The organism is Actinomadura rudentiformis (assembly GCF_008923185.1).
Lineage (GTDB): Bacteria > Actinomycetota > Actinomycetes > Streptosporangiales > Streptosporangiaceae > Spirillospora > Spirillospora rudentiformis.
In genome coordinates this window covers 47,221-62,504 of the sequence record NZ_WBMT01000004.1, presented here as the reverse complement: position 1 = coordinate 62,504, position 15,284 = coordinate 47,221, and the positions used below count along the sequence as shown (strand labels likewise).

The window sequence follows — 15,284 nt, the reverse complement described above, 5'->3', positions numbered from 1 at the left end:
TGCCCCCAAATGAGCCAGGCCTCCTGCTTCGCGTACAGGACGCCACTGCTACGACCGTCCAGCCCTCAGCCAGCGTTCAAGGGAGTTGACGACATGAGACGCCGGGATGTGTCGATCGCCATCGTCGGCAGCGGCTTCAGCGGCATCGGCCTGGCGATCCGGCTCAAACAAGCCGGGTTCACCGACATCACCGTCTTCGAGAAGGCCGACGATCTAGGAGGCGTCTGGCGCGACAACACCTATCCGGGAGCCGCCTGCGACGCGCCCTCGCATCTGTACTCCTACTCGTTCGAACCCAAGCACGACTGGTCACGACGCTTCGCCGAACAGCCGGAGATCCTCGCCTACCTGCGGCACTGCGCCGCCAAATACGACATCAATCCGCACATCCGGTTCGGCACCGAGGTTGTGGAAGCCAGATACGCCCCGGGCCAGTGGACGCTCCGCACCGATGACGGTGCCCAGCACCGCTTCCACTTGCTCGTGGCCGCCTGCGGGCAACTGAGCAACCCCGCCCGGCCACCGATCCCCGGCCTTGACGCCTTCCCAGGGCCGGCCTTCCATTCCGCCGAGTGGAACCACGACCTGGACTTCACCGGACGGCACGTCGCGGTCATCGGCAACGGCGCCAGCGCCATCCAGTTCGTCCCGATCATCGCCCCGAAGACCGCGTCGCTGACGGTGTTCCAGCTGGAGGCGCACTGGATCAGTCCCAAACCCGACCGGGTCTACCCTGCCTGGCGCAAACGCCTCAACCAGCGCATACCCCTGCTGTCCAAGCTGTCACGGCTTGGCGTGTTCGTGTGGTTCGAGGCGCTGCTCAACCCCGTACTCATCAACTCACGGCGATGGCGGCCGATCCTGTCCCCACACGTCCGCGCGCTGTGCCATGCCGCCCTCCGCCAGGTCAAGGATCGCCGACTGCGGGAACGGCTCACCCCCGACTACGAGGTCGGCTGCAAACGCATCCTGACCTCCAGCGACTACTACACCGCACTGCAGCTCCCTCACGTACACCTGCAGACCACGCCAGTCACCGAAGTGGCCAGCGACGCCCTGCTCACCGCTGACGGCCGCAGCCACCGCACCGACACGATCATCCTGGCCACCGGCTTCCGCTCCCAGGACTTCGTCGCTCCCATGCGCGTCATCGGCCGGCACGGCCTCGACCTGAACACAGTGTGGAAGGACGGCGCCCGCGCCTACCTGGGCATGACCGTGCCGAACTTCCCCAACTTCTTCCTGATGTACGGCCCTAACACCAACGTCGGCTCCGGCTCCATCGTTCACATGCTCGAAAGCCAGATCACCTACATCGTGCAGGCCGCCAGGTTCCTGGCCACCGGACCTGCGGCTCTGGACGTCCGCGAGAACACTCTGGAAGCCTTCGACGCCGAAACTCAGCACCGCCTGGCACGCAGCGTGTGGAACACCGGCGGCTGCGACAGCTGGTACCTCGACACCGAACACCGCAACACCAACAACTGGCCGGGCTCGATGACCGAATACCGGCGCCGCACCCGGCACCTCAACCCCAACGACTACACCGTCCTCCCCGCCTCATGATCCGTGCCGCCGCCATCCCCGCACTCCCCCGATTCCAGGGGCGGCGATCGGTCGATCGCGTGTGCGGGGACGCGCGGGTTCCGGAAGGCGTGGTTCTGTGCTGCGACCTGCGGCCACCGTCTCTTCGTCAGTGCACACGACTCACGACGTTCAACGGTGGCCGCACCCGTTCCCTCCCCGTCCCAACAGCAACGATCTACGGCCGGGGTACTAGGCGGCGTCCCACACGCCGGTGGGGGCGATCTCGGCTACCCAGTCCGCGAAGTCGCGGGGCTTGCGGTTCAGGGCACGCTCGACGCCGTCGGCCAGCGAGCTGTTCCGGCCGTCGAAGAACTCGGAGATGAGCGTGGCCAGCGGCTCGGCAAGCTCGCGCGGGGCGCCGTCGTCAACGATTGCGTCGGCGAACTGCTCCCGTGTGATCGGTACGTAGCGGAGCTCGCGTCCCGTCGCCCGGGCGATCTCGGCGACGCCCTCGGCGAAGGTCCACAGGCGGGGGCCCGTCAGCTCGTAGCGCTCGCCCGCGTGGCCGTCCTCGGTGAGGGCCGCCACTGCGACGTCGGCGATGTCGCCGGCGTCGACGAACGGGTCGGCGTTGTCGCCGGCGGGCAGGGCCAGCACGCCGTGGCGCAGCGGCTCGCGGAACACGCCCTCGTCGAAGTTCTGGTTGAACGAGGCCGGGGCGACAATGGTCCACTCGACCGGGAGGCTCCTCACGGCGTCCTCGCACCGGACGGCCTCGTCCTGGTTGCGGGCGGACAGGAGGACCAGGCGCTCGACGCCGGCGTCGACCGCCAGCCGGGCCACGGTGGCAATGGCGTCGCCGGCGCCGGGCCACCCGACCTCGGGGTAGTACATCAGGAAGGCCGACTTGACGCCGACGACGGCGCCGGCCCAGGTTGAGGGGTCCTCCCAGTCGAAGTGCGGCTCGCCGGTGCGGGAGCCGACCCGCACGTTCACCTTGCGCTCGATGAGTCTCTGGGCCACCCGGCGGCCGACCCGGCCGGTACCACCGAGGACCAACGTCGTGTGTTCGTTTGTTGTCATGGCTGCAGTCTGAAACGGCACCATCTGGACGGTCCATGGCCAAGATGCCGAAATCCATATTCGATCGTCTAATCTGGGCGGGTGGACGCACTCGCAGGGTTGCTCGAGGGGCCGCGGGCCAGCGGCGCCTTCCTCCTCCGCATCGTGCTGGACCCCCCATGGTCGATCCGGGTCCAGGACGGGTCGCCGCTGTGCCTCGCCGTCATGCTCAGCGGCGAAGCGTGCTTCGAGCCCGACCACGGCGAGCCGGTGTGGCTGCGCCCGGGCGACGTCGCCATCGTCCGCGGGCCGGACCCCTACGTGATGAGCGACGACACGGCGACCCCGCCGCAGGTCATCGTGCACCCCGGCCAGCGGTGCGTCACGCCCGAGGGCGTCGACCTGCGTGAGCGGATGGCGCTGGGGGTGCGCACGTGGGGCAGCAACCCCGAGGGGTCGGTGCAGCTGATGCTCGGCGTGTACGAGGAGGTCGGCGCCGTCGGCCAGCGCCTGCTCGACGTGCTGCCGCCGGTGCTGGTCGTGTCCGAAGACACGTGGGACTCGACGCTCATCCCGGTGCTTTCCAGAGAGGCCACCAAACAGGGGCCGGCCCAGGGCGTCGTGCTCGACCGCCTGCTCGACCTGCTGCTCATCTCGGTGCTGCGGGTGTGGTTCGACCGGCCCGAGACCGAGGCCCCGGCCTGGTACCGGGCCCACACCCACCCGGTGGCCGGCGAGGCGCTGCGCCTGTTCCACGAGGACCCGGCGAACGACTGGACGCTGGCGCGGGTCGCCGCCGAGGTCGGCGTGTCACGGGCGACGCTGGCCGAGTGCTTCCGCAACACCGTCGGCACGCCGCCGATGACCTACCTGACCGAGTGGCGCCTGGCCCTGGCCGCCGACCTGCTGCGCCAATCCGACGCCACGCTGAACGCCGTCGCCCGGCAGGTCGGCTACGGCAGCGGGTTCGCCCTCAGCTCGGCGTTCAAGCGGGTGTACGGCATCAGCCCGCAGGAGCATCGCAGCACCGCACTGGCGCAGTGATAGCAGTGATCGCGGAGTCACGGAGTCACGGAGTCGCAGGGGTCGCGGTCGCGGGCTCGCCGGCGCGTCGGGCATCGTCGTCCGCCCCACGACCAACTCGTGGTGGCCGCCCGCACGGTCAGAGCAGGGAAGCTCCGCGCCGACACGCTGGCGGCAAGCTGCCGCAGCCGAGCCTGTCAGAAGCCGTCGGCCGGACGCGGCGCGAAGGGCCACCGCTCCTCCTACTGGCCCGTCACCGACCTCGCCAGCCCGACGCCGGGCTTCGTCCTCATCCCCAGCCCGGCCTTGGCCTCGAACACACTCTCAACCGGGCTACCACCGAGGTTATGGAACGTCAGGGGACGGTCAGGATGACCGGTCCGTCGTCGGTGACTGCCACCGAGTGTTCGACGTGGACCGTTCGGCTGCCGTCTCCGCTGCACAGGGACCAGCCGTCCTCGGCCATCTGGTAGTCGTCCGTGCCTCCGGCCATCAGGCTGGGCTCGATGGCGATGGCCAGGCCGGGCCGGAGTCGCAGCCCGCGCCCGGGACGGCCCTCGTTGGGCACGAACGGGTCCTCGTGCATGGCTCGCCCGATCCCGTGGCCGGCGAAGTCGTTCTGGATGCCGTAACCGGCCGCGCGGCCGATGCCGGACATGGCCTTTCCGATGTCGCCCAGCCGCGCGCCAGGCACGGCCTGCTTGATTCCGGCGGCCAGCATGCGCTCGGCCGTGGCGATCAGTTCGCCGTCGCGCTGGCGGGCCCGTCCGACGGAGAAGCTGATAGCGGCGTCGGCATGCCAGCCGTCGATGTGGGCGGCGCAGTCGACACTCAGCAGGTCGCCGTCACGGAGCCGGTAGCCGGTGGGCAGGCCGTGCAGCATGACCTCGTTCACCGAGGTGCAGATCACGCCAGGGTAGGGAGTGGCGCCGAATGTCGGGTGGTAGCCGAGGAAGGACGATCCGGCCCCGGCCTCGTGCATGATCTGGCGGGCCAGCTCGTCGAGCTCCCGCAGGGACACCCCGACGGCCGCGTGCGAGCGGACCTGTGCGTGCACCGCCGCGACGACCCGGCCGGCCTCGCGCATCGTCTCGATCTCACCGGCGGTCTTGAGCTCGATCAACTTCTGCCTCCTTCTGGATTCCAATAACTATACCGGTATTAGTATTGGGCTCATGGTACGAGAACCGTTGTCGATCGCCGACCGCCTCCGAGGGGAGCGCCTGGGCGACCTGCTGCGCGAGGCCAGGGGTTCGCGCAGCATCACCGACGTGGCGCTCCAGGCCGGAATCTCCCCGGAGACGCTGCGAAAGATCGAGAGAGGCCGCATCCCCACCCCGGCCTTCTTCACGGTCGTCGCCGTCGCCGGAGTTCTGGAAATGTCACTCGACGCGCTGCTGGCCCAGGTCAGCCCGTCCGAACCGGCCGCCCAAACCACGGGCGAAGCCGGCGCGAACACTCAGGCCGACGGCGCGCGGAGAGCCGCAGGATGATGGTTCTGGCGGGATGACCAGCGGCCCGCCAGAACCTCCCGCACCCGTGTTTCATAGGACCTCGCCTCAACGCGGGTGCCGCGCTGGCCGGGCACGCGCGGATCGGCCACGCCCACGCCTCCACCGTCCGCCGGTCGCTGGACCCCCAGCCTGACTCGCTCAAAGCCGCCGGGGTCACCGGCGGCTTTCACGAGAAGATCTCCACCCGCGCCAAAGGCCTGGCCCGAACTCGACAAGACCGTGGCCCGCAAAATACGACGGTCACCCCAGTCGTCGACGAACACGGACGCTTGGGCGAATCTCCCGAGCTTGTACGCACCTGCGCCGGACTGGAGAGCTACGAGGTGTGGGGACCGGCCACTTCTGGAGAGGCGCTCGTCTGGTCGCCGGAGGGCCACGGGTCGGTGACCGCGTGCAGCAGCCGGTCGATGGCCGACAGATCTCCCACGACGGCGACGCTGCCGTCGGCGCACGCGGTTGCGAGTGTGGCGGGATCGGCCAGCAGGGCGCTGAACGTCTTGGGCTCTGCACGCAGCGAGACGTCTGCCGTTGCAGGCTCACCCGGCTGCACTTGAACGCGTCCGGACGCTAGGCGGACCGTCCAAACCCGACCGTCGAGCTCAAGGCGGCACGTCGTTGGAGGTGCCGCGGGGTCGGGGCGAGCCGCACCTCGCAGGAAGATCAGCACGGAGGTGGCGCTGAGGGCGGCCGGCGGCGGGGGTTGCGGGGCGTCGACCCCCCAGTCGCCCATGGCCAGCACGATCGGTTCCAGCTTCCGACCCCATTCGGTCAGTTCGTAGACCCGCGGGCCTTCCGCCGGTGCCGGTCTACGGCGGATCACCCCGTTGTGTTCGAGCTCTCGGAGTCGGTCTGAAAGCAAGTTCGAGCTGACGTGGGGCAGAGCGCGCCGCAGCTCTGAGAAACGTTGGGGCACCAAGAGCAGCTCGCGGACGACCAGCAGAGCCCATCGCTCCCCGACGACGTCGAGTGCCCGGGCGACCCCACAGGAATCCCGATAGCTACGGCTGGTTGGCATGACGCTCCCCTCGTCCAACGTGATCCTAAACCACCATGGCAGTCAGTTGTTTTTTACAACAGCAGCTAGTTGTTATTTACTCCCACCTGTGGCTACTGTTTGCCTCGGACGGCCGACCCCTCGGCCGACCAGGGAATTCGTCGAGGGTGAGCAGGATGATGCAGCTGAGTACTCGGTCGTCAGCGCCAAGTCAGGGCAAGGCGAACTTCGCTCTGGCCACGCTGTTCCTGGGAATGTTCGTGCTGGGCAGCGGCGAACTGCTCGTGGTCGGCTTGCTGAACCTGATCGCCGACGACCTTCAGGTCTCCATCCCCGCGGCCGGCGTTCTGGTGACCGCATATGCGTTGGGCCTGGCCATCGGGGGCCCGATCCTGACCGCACTGACGATCAAGCTGAACAAGCGGACGATCCTGATCGGCACGGTCGTCCTGGTCATCCTCTGCACCCTGGACCCGGTTCTGACCAGTAGTTTCGTTCCGTTCGTCGTGATGCCTACCGTCATCGGTGCGCTGCACGGCCTCTTCGTGTCGACCGCTCTGGGCGTACCGCTGGGCACGCGAGCCGGCCAGGCGCTCGGCTGGCGCGGCTCGTTCACCGCGGTCGCCGTGCTCAGCGTGGCTGCACTGGTCGCCAAGCTGATGCTGATCCCGTCCATGCCCAGTACGGGAGGCGGCGCGGGCAATCAGGACAAGTACGCGTTCGCGCCGCGGGTGCTCGCCGCACTGGTCGTGAACGTCCTGGCGTTCGCGGCGGTGTATTCGGCACTCACGTACATCGTGCCGTTCCTGGAGAACGTCACGGGCGTCTCCAGCTCGCTGATCAGCACCCTGATCGTCGGCGCCGTCGGCGTAGTGGCCTCCCTGCTGGTGCTCTACCTCGCAGGCACGATCGCCGTGCTCGTGGCGCTGGCGCTGCTGGCCTTCAGCCTTTTCGCCATGGGCATGGTGCCCTCCACAGAGCCCGCAGCGGCAGCAGACGTGACCCCCGAACCTGCGTAATCACCCGGCAGAACCAACCGCAGAAGAACAATCACCTGAAGGAGAGACACATGAGTGGATTGCTGCTTGAGAATAGGAATGCCGTGATCTACGGAGGTGGAGGCGCAATCGGCGGCGCCATCGCACGGGTATTCGCCCGGGAAGGCGCGAGGATCTTCATCGTCGGACGGACGCAGGCGAAGCTCGACGCCGTTGCGCGTGATATCGCCGCCGCAGGCGGAACGGTCGAGACCGCGCACGTTGACGTTCTCGATCAACCCGCGGTGGAAAAGCACGCCGATGAGATCGCGGCGACGGCCGGCAGCATCGACATCGCCCTCAACGCCGTGAGCGTCATGCACGACCAAGGGACTTTGCTGGCGGACCTCTCGCTGGAGGAGTTCATGCGGCCGATCGATGGCTTTCTGCGGACGCTGTTCATCACGAGCAAAGCCGTGGCACGGCACATGGGTCGCGAGCGTCCCGGCGTCATCCTGAATTTGTCCGAGCCGGGCGCCAAACTGGCTATAGGCGGCATCCTGGGGCACGGCGTGAGCGCGGCCGGCAAGGAGGCGTTCTCTCGGCTTCTGGCCGCGGAGCTGGCACCCAGCAACATCCGAGTCATCGACATCCGCCCACACGCAGTCATCGATGCGCCGGCAGCGGGTTCCTACACCACGGACCTCTTCAAACAATCCGCAGCGTCGGTCGGCCAGTCGGTCCAGGAATTCCTCGAAGGGGGCCTGGCGCAGGGAACGCTCCTGAAAAGGCTGCCTACACTCTCTGAGATAGCCGAGACGGCCGCGTTCCTGGCTTCAGATCGCGCTGGAGCCATGACCGGAACAGTAGCCAACCTGTCCGGCGGCGCACTTGTAGACTGAGTTCCAGTTCTTGAGATGTAAGCCCCGTCGCGGGACGAGTCACCGGCGGCTGGACGGGCTGGTGGCCCACGCCACCAGCCCGTCCACCTACCCAGCCGCCATTACCCGCAGTATCCGTTACATGGCTTAAGCCAAAACGAACCGCAGCCTCTTTCTGAGTATGCGCAGCCCGTCCAGTTTTTGCATCGGTACGGAAATTCGCAATAGTCATCTGTCATGTTGCAGTGGCAATCAGCAGCCGAACTCTTTGGGCCGGAGAGTTTGGCGTTCGGTCCCAGGTCGTCCAGCAGGAGTGCCGCCTCAGTCTCATTGAAGGCGTCGGTGACGGTCTTGCGCAGGGCCGAGGTGTCCGGTTCGGGGCCGGTCAGCTCGAAGACGGAGTCGTCGGCGATGAAGCGCTCGACGTGCTTGAGCGCCTTGTCCTGGGCACCCGTCAGTGACCTGTGCGTGTCGCGGTAGTACTTGATGTGTTCGCGCCACAGGCGGGCCCGAGTGGGTGCCGGCAGGGCACGGAAAATCTCGCGCCGGAAATGGATCTGGTACTCCCCGAACGCTTGGTATGTCTGCGGCAGGCGGCCCCTGTTGGCCGTGACCCATGCCTTGGCGGAGGTCTGGCCTTCCTGTGCGAACGCGGGCGTCTTCCCGAGCAGTACACCACCGGCGACCGCTACGCCCAGACCGAGAAACTGCTTACGGTTCATTCCCGGACGTGGCGACTGCGCGCTGGCGGCCTTGGGCTGGCTGGCTTGTGCTCGCAGGCGGCCCAGCGCGGTGAGCACGCGCACGGTCGTCCGCAGACCCAGGTGGCGCATCAGCGGGACGGCCATGCGGTGTGCGGTCCATGCCCGCACGTCGCGCGCCTCGTCGCGGACCCGCAGAAGGGTCGGAGCGTGCGCCGGGTCGTCACCGAGGACGCTCGTGCGCCATTGATGCACGTCCTGGTGTGTCAGGGGGAGGATTTCCAGCCGACCGGCGCAGGCTTCACTCACAGTGTGGGAGATGTCCCGACACGTGCCGCACGACGCGTCGAAAGCGAGCACCCACCGTTCCGTACCGTCCTTTTTCGACATGCTTCACCTTTCCCGATGAATGGAATACAGCTTCCATGGGGACGTGCTGCCGCACCACCGTGCACGGCATAGTTCGGCCATATAGGACGTTAGAACTGCCTCTGTGCCGCGGCTAATCTGGCACCGAACAATGGACTGTGACGTCTGTTAGGCGTTCGGATTCGTTTCGGTTGCGCGCGCGGGCAGACGGGCATGCACACTGGTCACCGTTGATGATCACGAGGTCGACGCTCACCCTGTCTCCTCCGGTCTGCGGTTCGCCCAGTATTGAGGCCAGCGCTTTGAGAGAGCTCCGGCCGCAGCGGCGGGGGGCACAGCCAGGACCATGGCAGTTGGCCATCGCCGCACCGGGCGACCCGAACGGACTGTCCTGATCATCACGGATCCGGCACAGCGATACCATCCGATTGACCGCCACATTTCATCTGATTACTGCCAACGCCGATGCTGAATTCCATGCACCATGAAGGCTGATGATGTAGGCCTCATAGTGTGATTAGTTTGACTAAATGACGGCGACCGGCCGGTCGCGTCCTGCGGGTAGGTCAGCTCGATGCGCAGCTCGTCCAGGGTGACCTCGACGGCCGCGTCGAAGCGGGCGACCATCCCGATCGTGCGCACCACCTGCTCGCCCGCCCGGAACCAGGGGCACACCACCAGCTCGGAAGGTGGTGCCGCCGGGCGGGCAAGACCGGAGACCGCCGATTCGGCGAGGTCGGCGAGCTCGCGCAGTTCTTCATCGAAGGGTGCCTGGGCGAGCTGGTGATGGAGCCGGGCCAGTCCGGCCCAGGCGACCTCTGGCCAGTTCACGATCATCGTCGCGGCGGCCTCGGGGTGGGCGAAGTAGCGGCGGGCCAGGTTGGTGCCGACCAGTTGGCCGAACAGCGCCTCACTCGCTCGGTTCGCGGAGATCACGTTCCAGTGTCCGTCGACCACCAGCGCCGGGTACGGCAGATGGGCGCGGACCCGAACAGGCGCGGAACCCGTACAGGCACGCACCCACGCGAACGCCGCCACCCCGGTCTACCGGTTGCCCTTTTGGGGTTGGAGGTTTGGACGGGATGCGTGCGCGAACTGTACGGCTATGGACAGGCCGCCTTCGGGGGGTGCGTTCGTGGTGAGGGTGGCGTGGTGAGCTTGGGTGACGGCGTTGACGATGGCGAGGCCAAGACCGTAGCCGTCGTGGCGGCCGTGACGATCAGGTGCCAGTTTTTGGAAGGGTTGAAAGAGGCGCTGGATCTGGTGGTCGGGGATGGCCGGCCCGCTGTTGGTGACCGTGAGGGTCGCCTGCGTGCCGGAGGTCTGAGTGGCGATCTTGACGTGCCCGTTTGCGTGGTTGTGGCGGATGGCGTTGTCGATGAGGTTGGCGACGAGGCTTTCGAGCAGTCTCGGGTCCCCGGCCGTCACCGCGGGAGACAGGTGTTCGGCGAGGTTGATGCCTCTTTCCGCTGCTTGGTCGCGGCGGGAGGCGAGCACTCCTTCGACGACTTGAGCGAGGTCGAGGGTGTCCCGGCGAGAGATCCCGCGCTCGCTGGTGGCGAGGACGAGCAGTGCCCTGACGAGCCGTTCCTGGTGTTCGCCCAGGGCGAGGGCCTCCTGGCAGGCCGAGCGCAGGGTGTCGGCGTCGGCGTCGGGGTCGGCAAGGGCGACTTCGAGGAGGGTGCGCAGGCCGGCGAGGGGGGTGCGCAGCTCATGGGAGGCGTTGGCGACGAAGTGGCGTTGGGCGTCGAACGAGGCTTGAAGGCGGGCGAACAGGTCGTCGAGCGTGTGGCCGAGCTCGGTCAGCTCGTCCGTGGGCTCGCCCAGGTCGAGGCGGCGGTGGAGGTCTCCGGCGGAGATGATTTTGGCGGTGGTGGTGATGGCGCGCAGCGGGTGCAGGAACCGGCCGGCGACGAACCAGCCGAGAGCCAGGGCGACGGGGATCAGCACGACCAGGGCGACGGCGGATCCAGTGAGGAGCTGGGTCAGGCTGATACCGGGCCCGGTTCCGCTGCTCACGGTTGAAGGGTGGCCTTTGGGCGTGGCCGCATCGACGCTGAGGAGCGAGACGCCCACGAAGACGAGCACGAAGACCCCGGCGGCGTAGATGCCCGCCGCGTAGGCGAGCGCGAGCCGCGCCTGCAGCGACCTCCTGGCGGTCATGACGATCCGATGCGGTAGCCGCCTTCGCGGATGGTCTCGATCACGGGCGGGTCGCCGAGCTTGGCCCGCAACCGGTGCATGGTGTGCTTGACGGCGCTGCTGAACGGGTCGGCGGCCTCGTCCCAGACGCGTTCGAGCAGCTCCTCAGCGGAAATGACCAGGCCGGGCGCGGCGAGCAGGCATTCGAGCAGGGAGAACTCCTTGGGGCTCAGCTCCAGGCGCCGGCCGGCCCGGAACGCGGTGCGGCGGGCCGGATCGAGGGTGATGTCCCCGCAGGCCAGGGTGGGCGGGACCGGCGGGGTGGCGCGGCGGGCCAGAGCACGGACGCGGGCGACGAGTTCGGCGAACGCGAACGGCTTGGACAGGTAGTCGTCGGCGCCGAGGCTGAGCCCGTCGACGCGGTCCTCGATCGTGTCGGAGGCGGTGAGCATCAGTACACGGGTCTCGCAGCGGCCGTGGGCGAGCTGCCGGCAGATCTCGTCCCCGTGGACGCCGGGCAGGTCGCGGTCGAGGATCACCACCTCGTAGCGGGTGACGGCCAGGCGGTCGAGGGCGGCGATTCCGTCCAGGACGACGTCGACGGCCATGCCCTCGTGGCGCAGCCCCGTTCCGATGGAGCGGGCGAGGACCTCGAAGTCCTCGACGACGAGGACCCTCAACGCCGCCCACCACCGGTTGTCGTACGGGCGAGGCGTGCGGAGCGGCCGCCGGGTTGAGATGCCATGATCCGACGATGCCAGACCCAGGGTCGCAACCGGGTCGCAGCCGCTGCGACCGGGCTGGAACCGGGCGCCGCGTACAACCGTCGGCATGATTCCATTTCGAACCGTGAGCTCGCCGCGATGAGCGCGCCAGGGATCGTCGTCGCCGGACTGCGCAAGCGGTATGGGCCGACCCTCGCCCTCGACGGCATGTCCTTTTCCGTCCGGCCGGGCCTGGTGACCGGCTTTCTGGGGCCGAACGGGGCCGGGAAGTCCACCACGATGCGGGTGATCCTCGGCCTCGACGCGGTGGAGGAGGGCACCGCGCTGATCGATGGCCGGCCGTACCGCAGTCTCCGGCACCCGCTGACCCATGTCGGGTCACTGCTGGACGCGGCGGCGCTGCACCCCGGCCGCAGCGGGCGGAACCACCTGCTGTGGCTGGCGCATTCGCAGGGCTTGGCCGCGCGGCGGGTGGACCAGGTGATCGAGGAGGTCGGCCTGGCCTCGGCGGCCCGGCGCAAGGCGGGCGGCTACTCGCTCGGCATGCGGCAGCGGCTCGGGATCGCCGCGGCCCTGCTGGGCGACCCGCCGATCATCATGCTCGATGAGCCGTTCAACGGCATGGACCCCGACGGCATCATCTGGATGCGCGGCTTCCTGCGGTCGCTGGCGGCTCAGGGCCGCGCCGTGCTGGTCTCCAGCCACCTGATGAGCGAGGTGCAGGACACAGCCGATCATCTCGTCGTGGTGGGGCGTGGCAAGGCCATCGCCGACGCCGGCGTGGCCGAGCTGATCGCCGCCGCGTCCGGGAACCGGGTGGCCCTGCGTACCACGGCCGGGGCGCACGCGATGAAGGTGCTCGCGCGTGCCGGCGCCACCGTGGCGGCCACCGGCCGCGACACCATTGCCGTTTCCGGCCTGCCTGCGGATCGGATCGTGACGGTGCTCAACGAGAGCGCGGTGCCGTTCTCTGAGGTATCAGCGCACCGCGCCACCCTGGAAGACGTCTACTTGGACCTCACCCGCGAGGCGGTCGAGTTCCGCGCCGCGACCCCCACGGAGGTACGACGGTGACCTCTACCGTTACGCGTCACCGACCCAGCCCAAAGGCCGGGCGGTACGGCTTCCTCCAGGTGCTGCACGCGGAATGGACCAAGTTCCGGACGGCCCTCGGCTGGGTGATCGGCATGATGGTGGCGGCGTTGATGGTGGTGCTGTTCGCCGTGCTCGCCGGGGTCAGTAGCAATCAGAAGGGCTCATCCCCCGTGCCGATCGGACCGGGCGGTGGGCCGGTCACCGACAGCTTCTACTTCGTGCACCAGCCGCTCGCCGGAAACGGCAGCATCTCGGTCTCCGTCTCCGCGCTCAAGAGCAGCATCCCCAAGGGCCCCGGGGATCTCCGGCCCGGCATCGTGCCGTGGGCAAAGGCCGGGCTCATCATCAAGCAGAGCACCCGCCAGGGATCGCCCTACGCAGCGATCATGGCCACCGGCAGCCACGGCGTACGGATGCAGGACAACTACGTCAACGACACGGCCGGTCTCCCCGATCCTGTCTCCACCGCGTCTGTCCGCTGGCTGCGGCTGGACCGCTCGGGCGACACGATCACCGGCCATGCCTCCGCCGACGGCACGCACTGGACCAAGGTGGGCACCACGCGCGTGAGCGGGCTCGGACCGACCGCGCAGGTCGGGCTGTTCGTCGCCTCTCCGGCTGCCGTGGGCGGCGGGGGTACGGCCGGCAGCGTGTCCACGGCCACCTTCGGCGATCTTCGTATCCAGGGCGGCTTGGCCGGGAGCACCTGGACAGGCGGTCAGGTAGGGGCCGAATCCCCCAGCTTCGCCGGCTACCCGGAGAGCACGTCGGGCTCGTTCACCGAATCCAACGGCCGGTTCACGGTGACCGGCGCCGGCGATATGGCACCCGCTGTCCGCGACAGCTTGCCAACCGGCGCCCACCTCCGGGAGATCCTCACCGGCACGTTCGCCGCGCTGATCGCAGTGATCGTCGTGGGTGCGCTGTTCATCACTGCGGAGTACCGGAACAAGATGATCCACCTCACCCTGGCTGCGAGTCCGAGGCGGAGCCGGGTGCTGGTGGCCAAGGCGATCGTGTTGTGGGCCGTCACCTTCGTCGCCGGGTCGGTGGGTGCGATCTGCGCGACTCCGCTCGGTGAACGGCTCGCCCGGCGCAACGGCGTCTACATCTTCCCGGTGTCGTCCTTGACCGAACTGCGGGTGGCGCTCGGGACCGCGGCACTGCTCGCGACCGCCTCGGTCCTGGCCCTGTCCGTCGGCGCCATCTTCCGGCACAGTGCGGGCGCCGTCACCACCGTCATCGTGGCCATCGTGCTGCCCTACATCCTGATCGCCATCCCGTTCATACCCGCGGGCGTGTCGAAGGGACTGGCCACGGTGACACCGGTCGCAGCCTTCGCCGTCCAGCAGACGCTCGTGCCGTATGACCACGTCGCGAGCAACTACACGCCGTACTACGGCTACTATCCGCTGGCGCCATGGGCCGGGTTCGCCGTGCTGGCCGGCTATGCGCTGGTAAGCCTGGCCGTGGCCACCGTCCTTCTCAACAGGAGGGACGCATGAGGGTGGCATTGCACGCGGAATGGACGAAGATACGGACCGTCCCCAGCCCTCTGTGGCTCCTGGTCGGTACCGTCGCGGCGACAGTGGCCCTGAGCGCCGGGGCGACCTCGGTGGTGAACTGCACGGCCAGTGGCTGCGGCGGTGACACGACCAAGCTCAGCCTCATGGGCGTCTACATCGGCCAGGCGCTGGTCGCCATCCTCGCAGTGCTGATCGTCAGCGGCGAGTACGGCTCGGGCATGATCCGCACCACCCTGGCGGCGGTGCCGCGGCGAGCCATCGCCTTCGCGGCCAAGGCCATCACTCTCACCGGCGTCGTGGCCGTCGGTGGAACGGTCGCCGTCCTCGGGTCGGTGCTCGCCGGGCGACTCGTCCTGCCCGACCTCGGTGACCAGGCCCTGTCTCTGACCAACGGGCCGGCAATGCGCGCGGTCGTCGGAACGGTCCTCTACCTGATCCTGATCGCCCTTCTCAGCCTCGGTATCGCGACCGCCATGCGGGACTCCGCCACCAGCATCGGGATCGTCCTCGGCCTGCTCTACATCGTCCCCATCCTCGTCCAGACCATCAGCGACCCGTACTGGCAGCGCCTGCTCCAGAAGATCGCGCCGATGAGCGCCGGGCTCGCCGTCCAAGCCACCACCGATCTCCACAGCCTGCCCATCAGCCCCTGGGCAGGTCTCGGCGTGACCGCCGCGTGGGCCATCGCGGCCCTGTCAGTCGGCGGCCTGCTGCTGCGCATGCGCGACGCCTAGGGATGCCGGCGAAA

Annotated in this window: 15 protein-coding genes; 8 read left to right on the top strand and 7 right to left on the bottom strand. The window is 68.3% G+C overall.

Annotation, left to right across the window (positions count from 1 at the left end; all coding sequences use genetic code 11):
* The first annotated feature begins 93 nt into the window (after positions 1-93).
* Positions 94-1,566 carry a flavin-containing monooxygenase gene (locus F8566_RS09410; protein ID WP_151559597.1) on the top strand — a complete coding sequence of 491 codons (1,473 nt, stop codon included), beginning with the start codon at positions 94-96 and terminating at the stop codon, positions 1,564-1,566.
* Between the two features lie 210 nt (positions 1,567-1,776).
* On the opposite strand, the gene F8566_RS09405 is transcribed toward F8566_RS09410, so the two are convergent.
* Positions 1,777-2,610 carry a Rossmann-fold NAD(P)-binding domain-containing protein gene (locus tag F8566_RS09405; RefSeq protein WP_151559596.1) on the bottom strand — a complete coding sequence of 278 codons (834 nt, stop codon included), beginning with the start codon at positions 2,608-2,610 and terminating at the stop codon, positions 1,777-1,779.
* A gap of 81 nt (positions 2,611-2,691) precedes the next feature.
* On the opposite strand from F8566_RS09405, the gene F8566_RS09400 reads away from it, so the two are divergent.
* The gene (locus F8566_RS09400) at positions 2,692-3,633 is read left to right on the top strand and encodes an AraC family transcriptional regulator (protein ID WP_151559595.1); all 942 of its coding nucleotides are present in this window, start codon (positions 2,692-2,694) and stop codon (positions 3,631-3,633) included.
* Positions 3,634-3,967: 334 nt separating this feature from the next.
* Here the strand turns inward: F8566_RS09400 and map are convergent, their stop codons facing one another.
* Complete coding sequence (gene map, locus F8566_RS09390; RefSeq protein ID WP_151559593.1) at positions 3,968-4,735, bottom strand: type I methionyl aminopeptidase; 768 nt, start codon at positions 4,733-4,735, stop codon at positions 3,968-3,970.
* Positions 4,736-4,787: 52 nt separating this feature from the next.
* On the opposite strand from map, the gene F8566_RS09385 reads away from it, so the two are divergent.
* Positions 4,788-5,105: a helix-turn-helix domain-containing protein gene (locus F8566_RS09385; RefSeq protein WP_151559592.1), complete on the top strand. Its 318-nt coding sequence runs from the start codon at positions 4,788-4,790 to the stop codon at positions 5,103-5,105.
* A 337-nt stretch (positions 5,106-5,442) separates the two neighbouring features.
* Here the strand turns inward: F8566_RS09385 and F8566_RS09380 are convergent, their stop codons facing one another.
* A complete protein-coding gene (locus F8566_RS09380; protein ID WP_151559591.1) occupies positions 5,443-6,141 on the bottom strand; it encodes a winged helix-turn-helix transcriptional regulator in 699 nt (232 codons plus the stop codon).
* 155 nt (positions 6,142-6,296) lie between these two features.
* On the opposite strand from F8566_RS09380, the gene F8566_RS09375 reads away from it, so the two are divergent.
* Together F8566_RS09375 and F8566_RS09370 are read left to right on the top strand one after the other, a co-directional pair.
* Positions 6,297-7,139 (top strand): MFS transporter, encoded by an 843-nt coding sequence (locus tag F8566_RS09375; protein WP_192809601.1) that lies wholly within the window; start codon positions 6,297-6,299, stop codon positions 7,137-7,139.
* 50 nt (positions 7,140-7,189) lie between these two features.
* Positions 7,190-7,999 carry an SDR family NAD(P)-dependent oxidoreductase gene (locus tag F8566_RS09370; protein ID WP_151559590.1) on the top strand — a complete coding sequence of 270 codons (810 nt, stop codon included), beginning with the start codon at positions 7,190-7,192 and terminating at the stop codon, positions 7,997-7,999.
* A gap of 101 nt (positions 8,000-8,100) precedes the next feature.
* Here the strand turns inward: F8566_RS09370 and F8566_RS09365 are convergent, their stop codons facing one another.
* The 4 genes from F8566_RS09365 to F8566_RS09350 form a co-directional block, all read right to left on the bottom strand.
* Positions 8,101-9,069: a bacteriocin fulvocin C-related protein gene (locus tag F8566_RS09365; protein WP_151559589.1), complete on the bottom strand. Its 969-nt coding sequence runs from the start codon at positions 9,067-9,069 to the stop codon at positions 8,101-8,103.
* A 429-nt stretch (positions 9,070-9,498) separates the two neighbouring features.
* A complete protein-coding gene (locus F8566_RS09360; protein WP_225993054.1) occupies positions 9,499-10,068 on the bottom strand; it encodes an MmyB family transcriptional regulator in 570 nt (189 codons plus the stop codon).
* Positions 10,069-10,092: 24 nt separating this feature from the next.
* The gene (locus tag F8566_RS09355) at positions 10,093-11,211 is read right to left on the bottom strand and encodes a sensor histidine kinase (RefSeq protein ID WP_151559587.1); all 1,119 of its coding nucleotides are present in this window, start codon (positions 11,209-11,211) and stop codon (positions 10,093-10,095) included.
* The gene (locus tag F8566_RS09350; protein ID WP_151560130.1) at positions 11,208-11,870 is read right to left on the bottom strand and encodes a response regulator transcription factor; all 663 of its coding nucleotides are present in this window, start codon (positions 11,868-11,870) and stop codon (positions 11,208-11,210) included. Before F8566_RS09350 ends, F8566_RS09355 begins: the two co-directional genes overlap by 4 nt.
* Before the next feature lie 183 nt (positions 11,871-12,053).
* Here F8566_RS09350 and F8566_RS09345 point away from each other — a divergent pair, with 183 nt between their 5' ends.
* Genes F8566_RS09345 through F8566_RS09335 form a run of 3 tightly spaced genes read left to right on the top strand, consistent with a single transcriptional unit; the run spans position 12,054 to position 15,270 of the window.
* Positions 12,054-12,989 (top strand): ATP-binding cassette domain-containing protein, encoded by a 936-nt coding sequence (locus F8566_RS09345; RefSeq protein WP_151559586.1) that lies wholly within the window; start codon positions 12,054-12,056, stop codon positions 12,987-12,989.
* Entirely contained in the window at positions 12,986-14,515 is a 1,530-nt protein-coding gene (locus F8566_RS09340) for an ABC transporter permease subunit (protein ID WP_151559585.1), read from the top strand. Before F8566_RS09345 ends, F8566_RS09340 begins: the two co-directional genes overlap by 4 nt.
* On the top strand, positions 14,512-15,270 hold the full coding sequence (locus tag F8566_RS09335; RefSeq protein ID WP_151559584.1) for an ABC transporter permease: 759 nt from the start codon (positions 14,512-14,514) through the stop codon (positions 15,268-15,270). The genes F8566_RS09340 and F8566_RS09335 overlap by 4 nt, the downstream gene beginning before the upstream one ends.
* Positions 15,271-15,284: the final 14 nt, after the last annotated feature.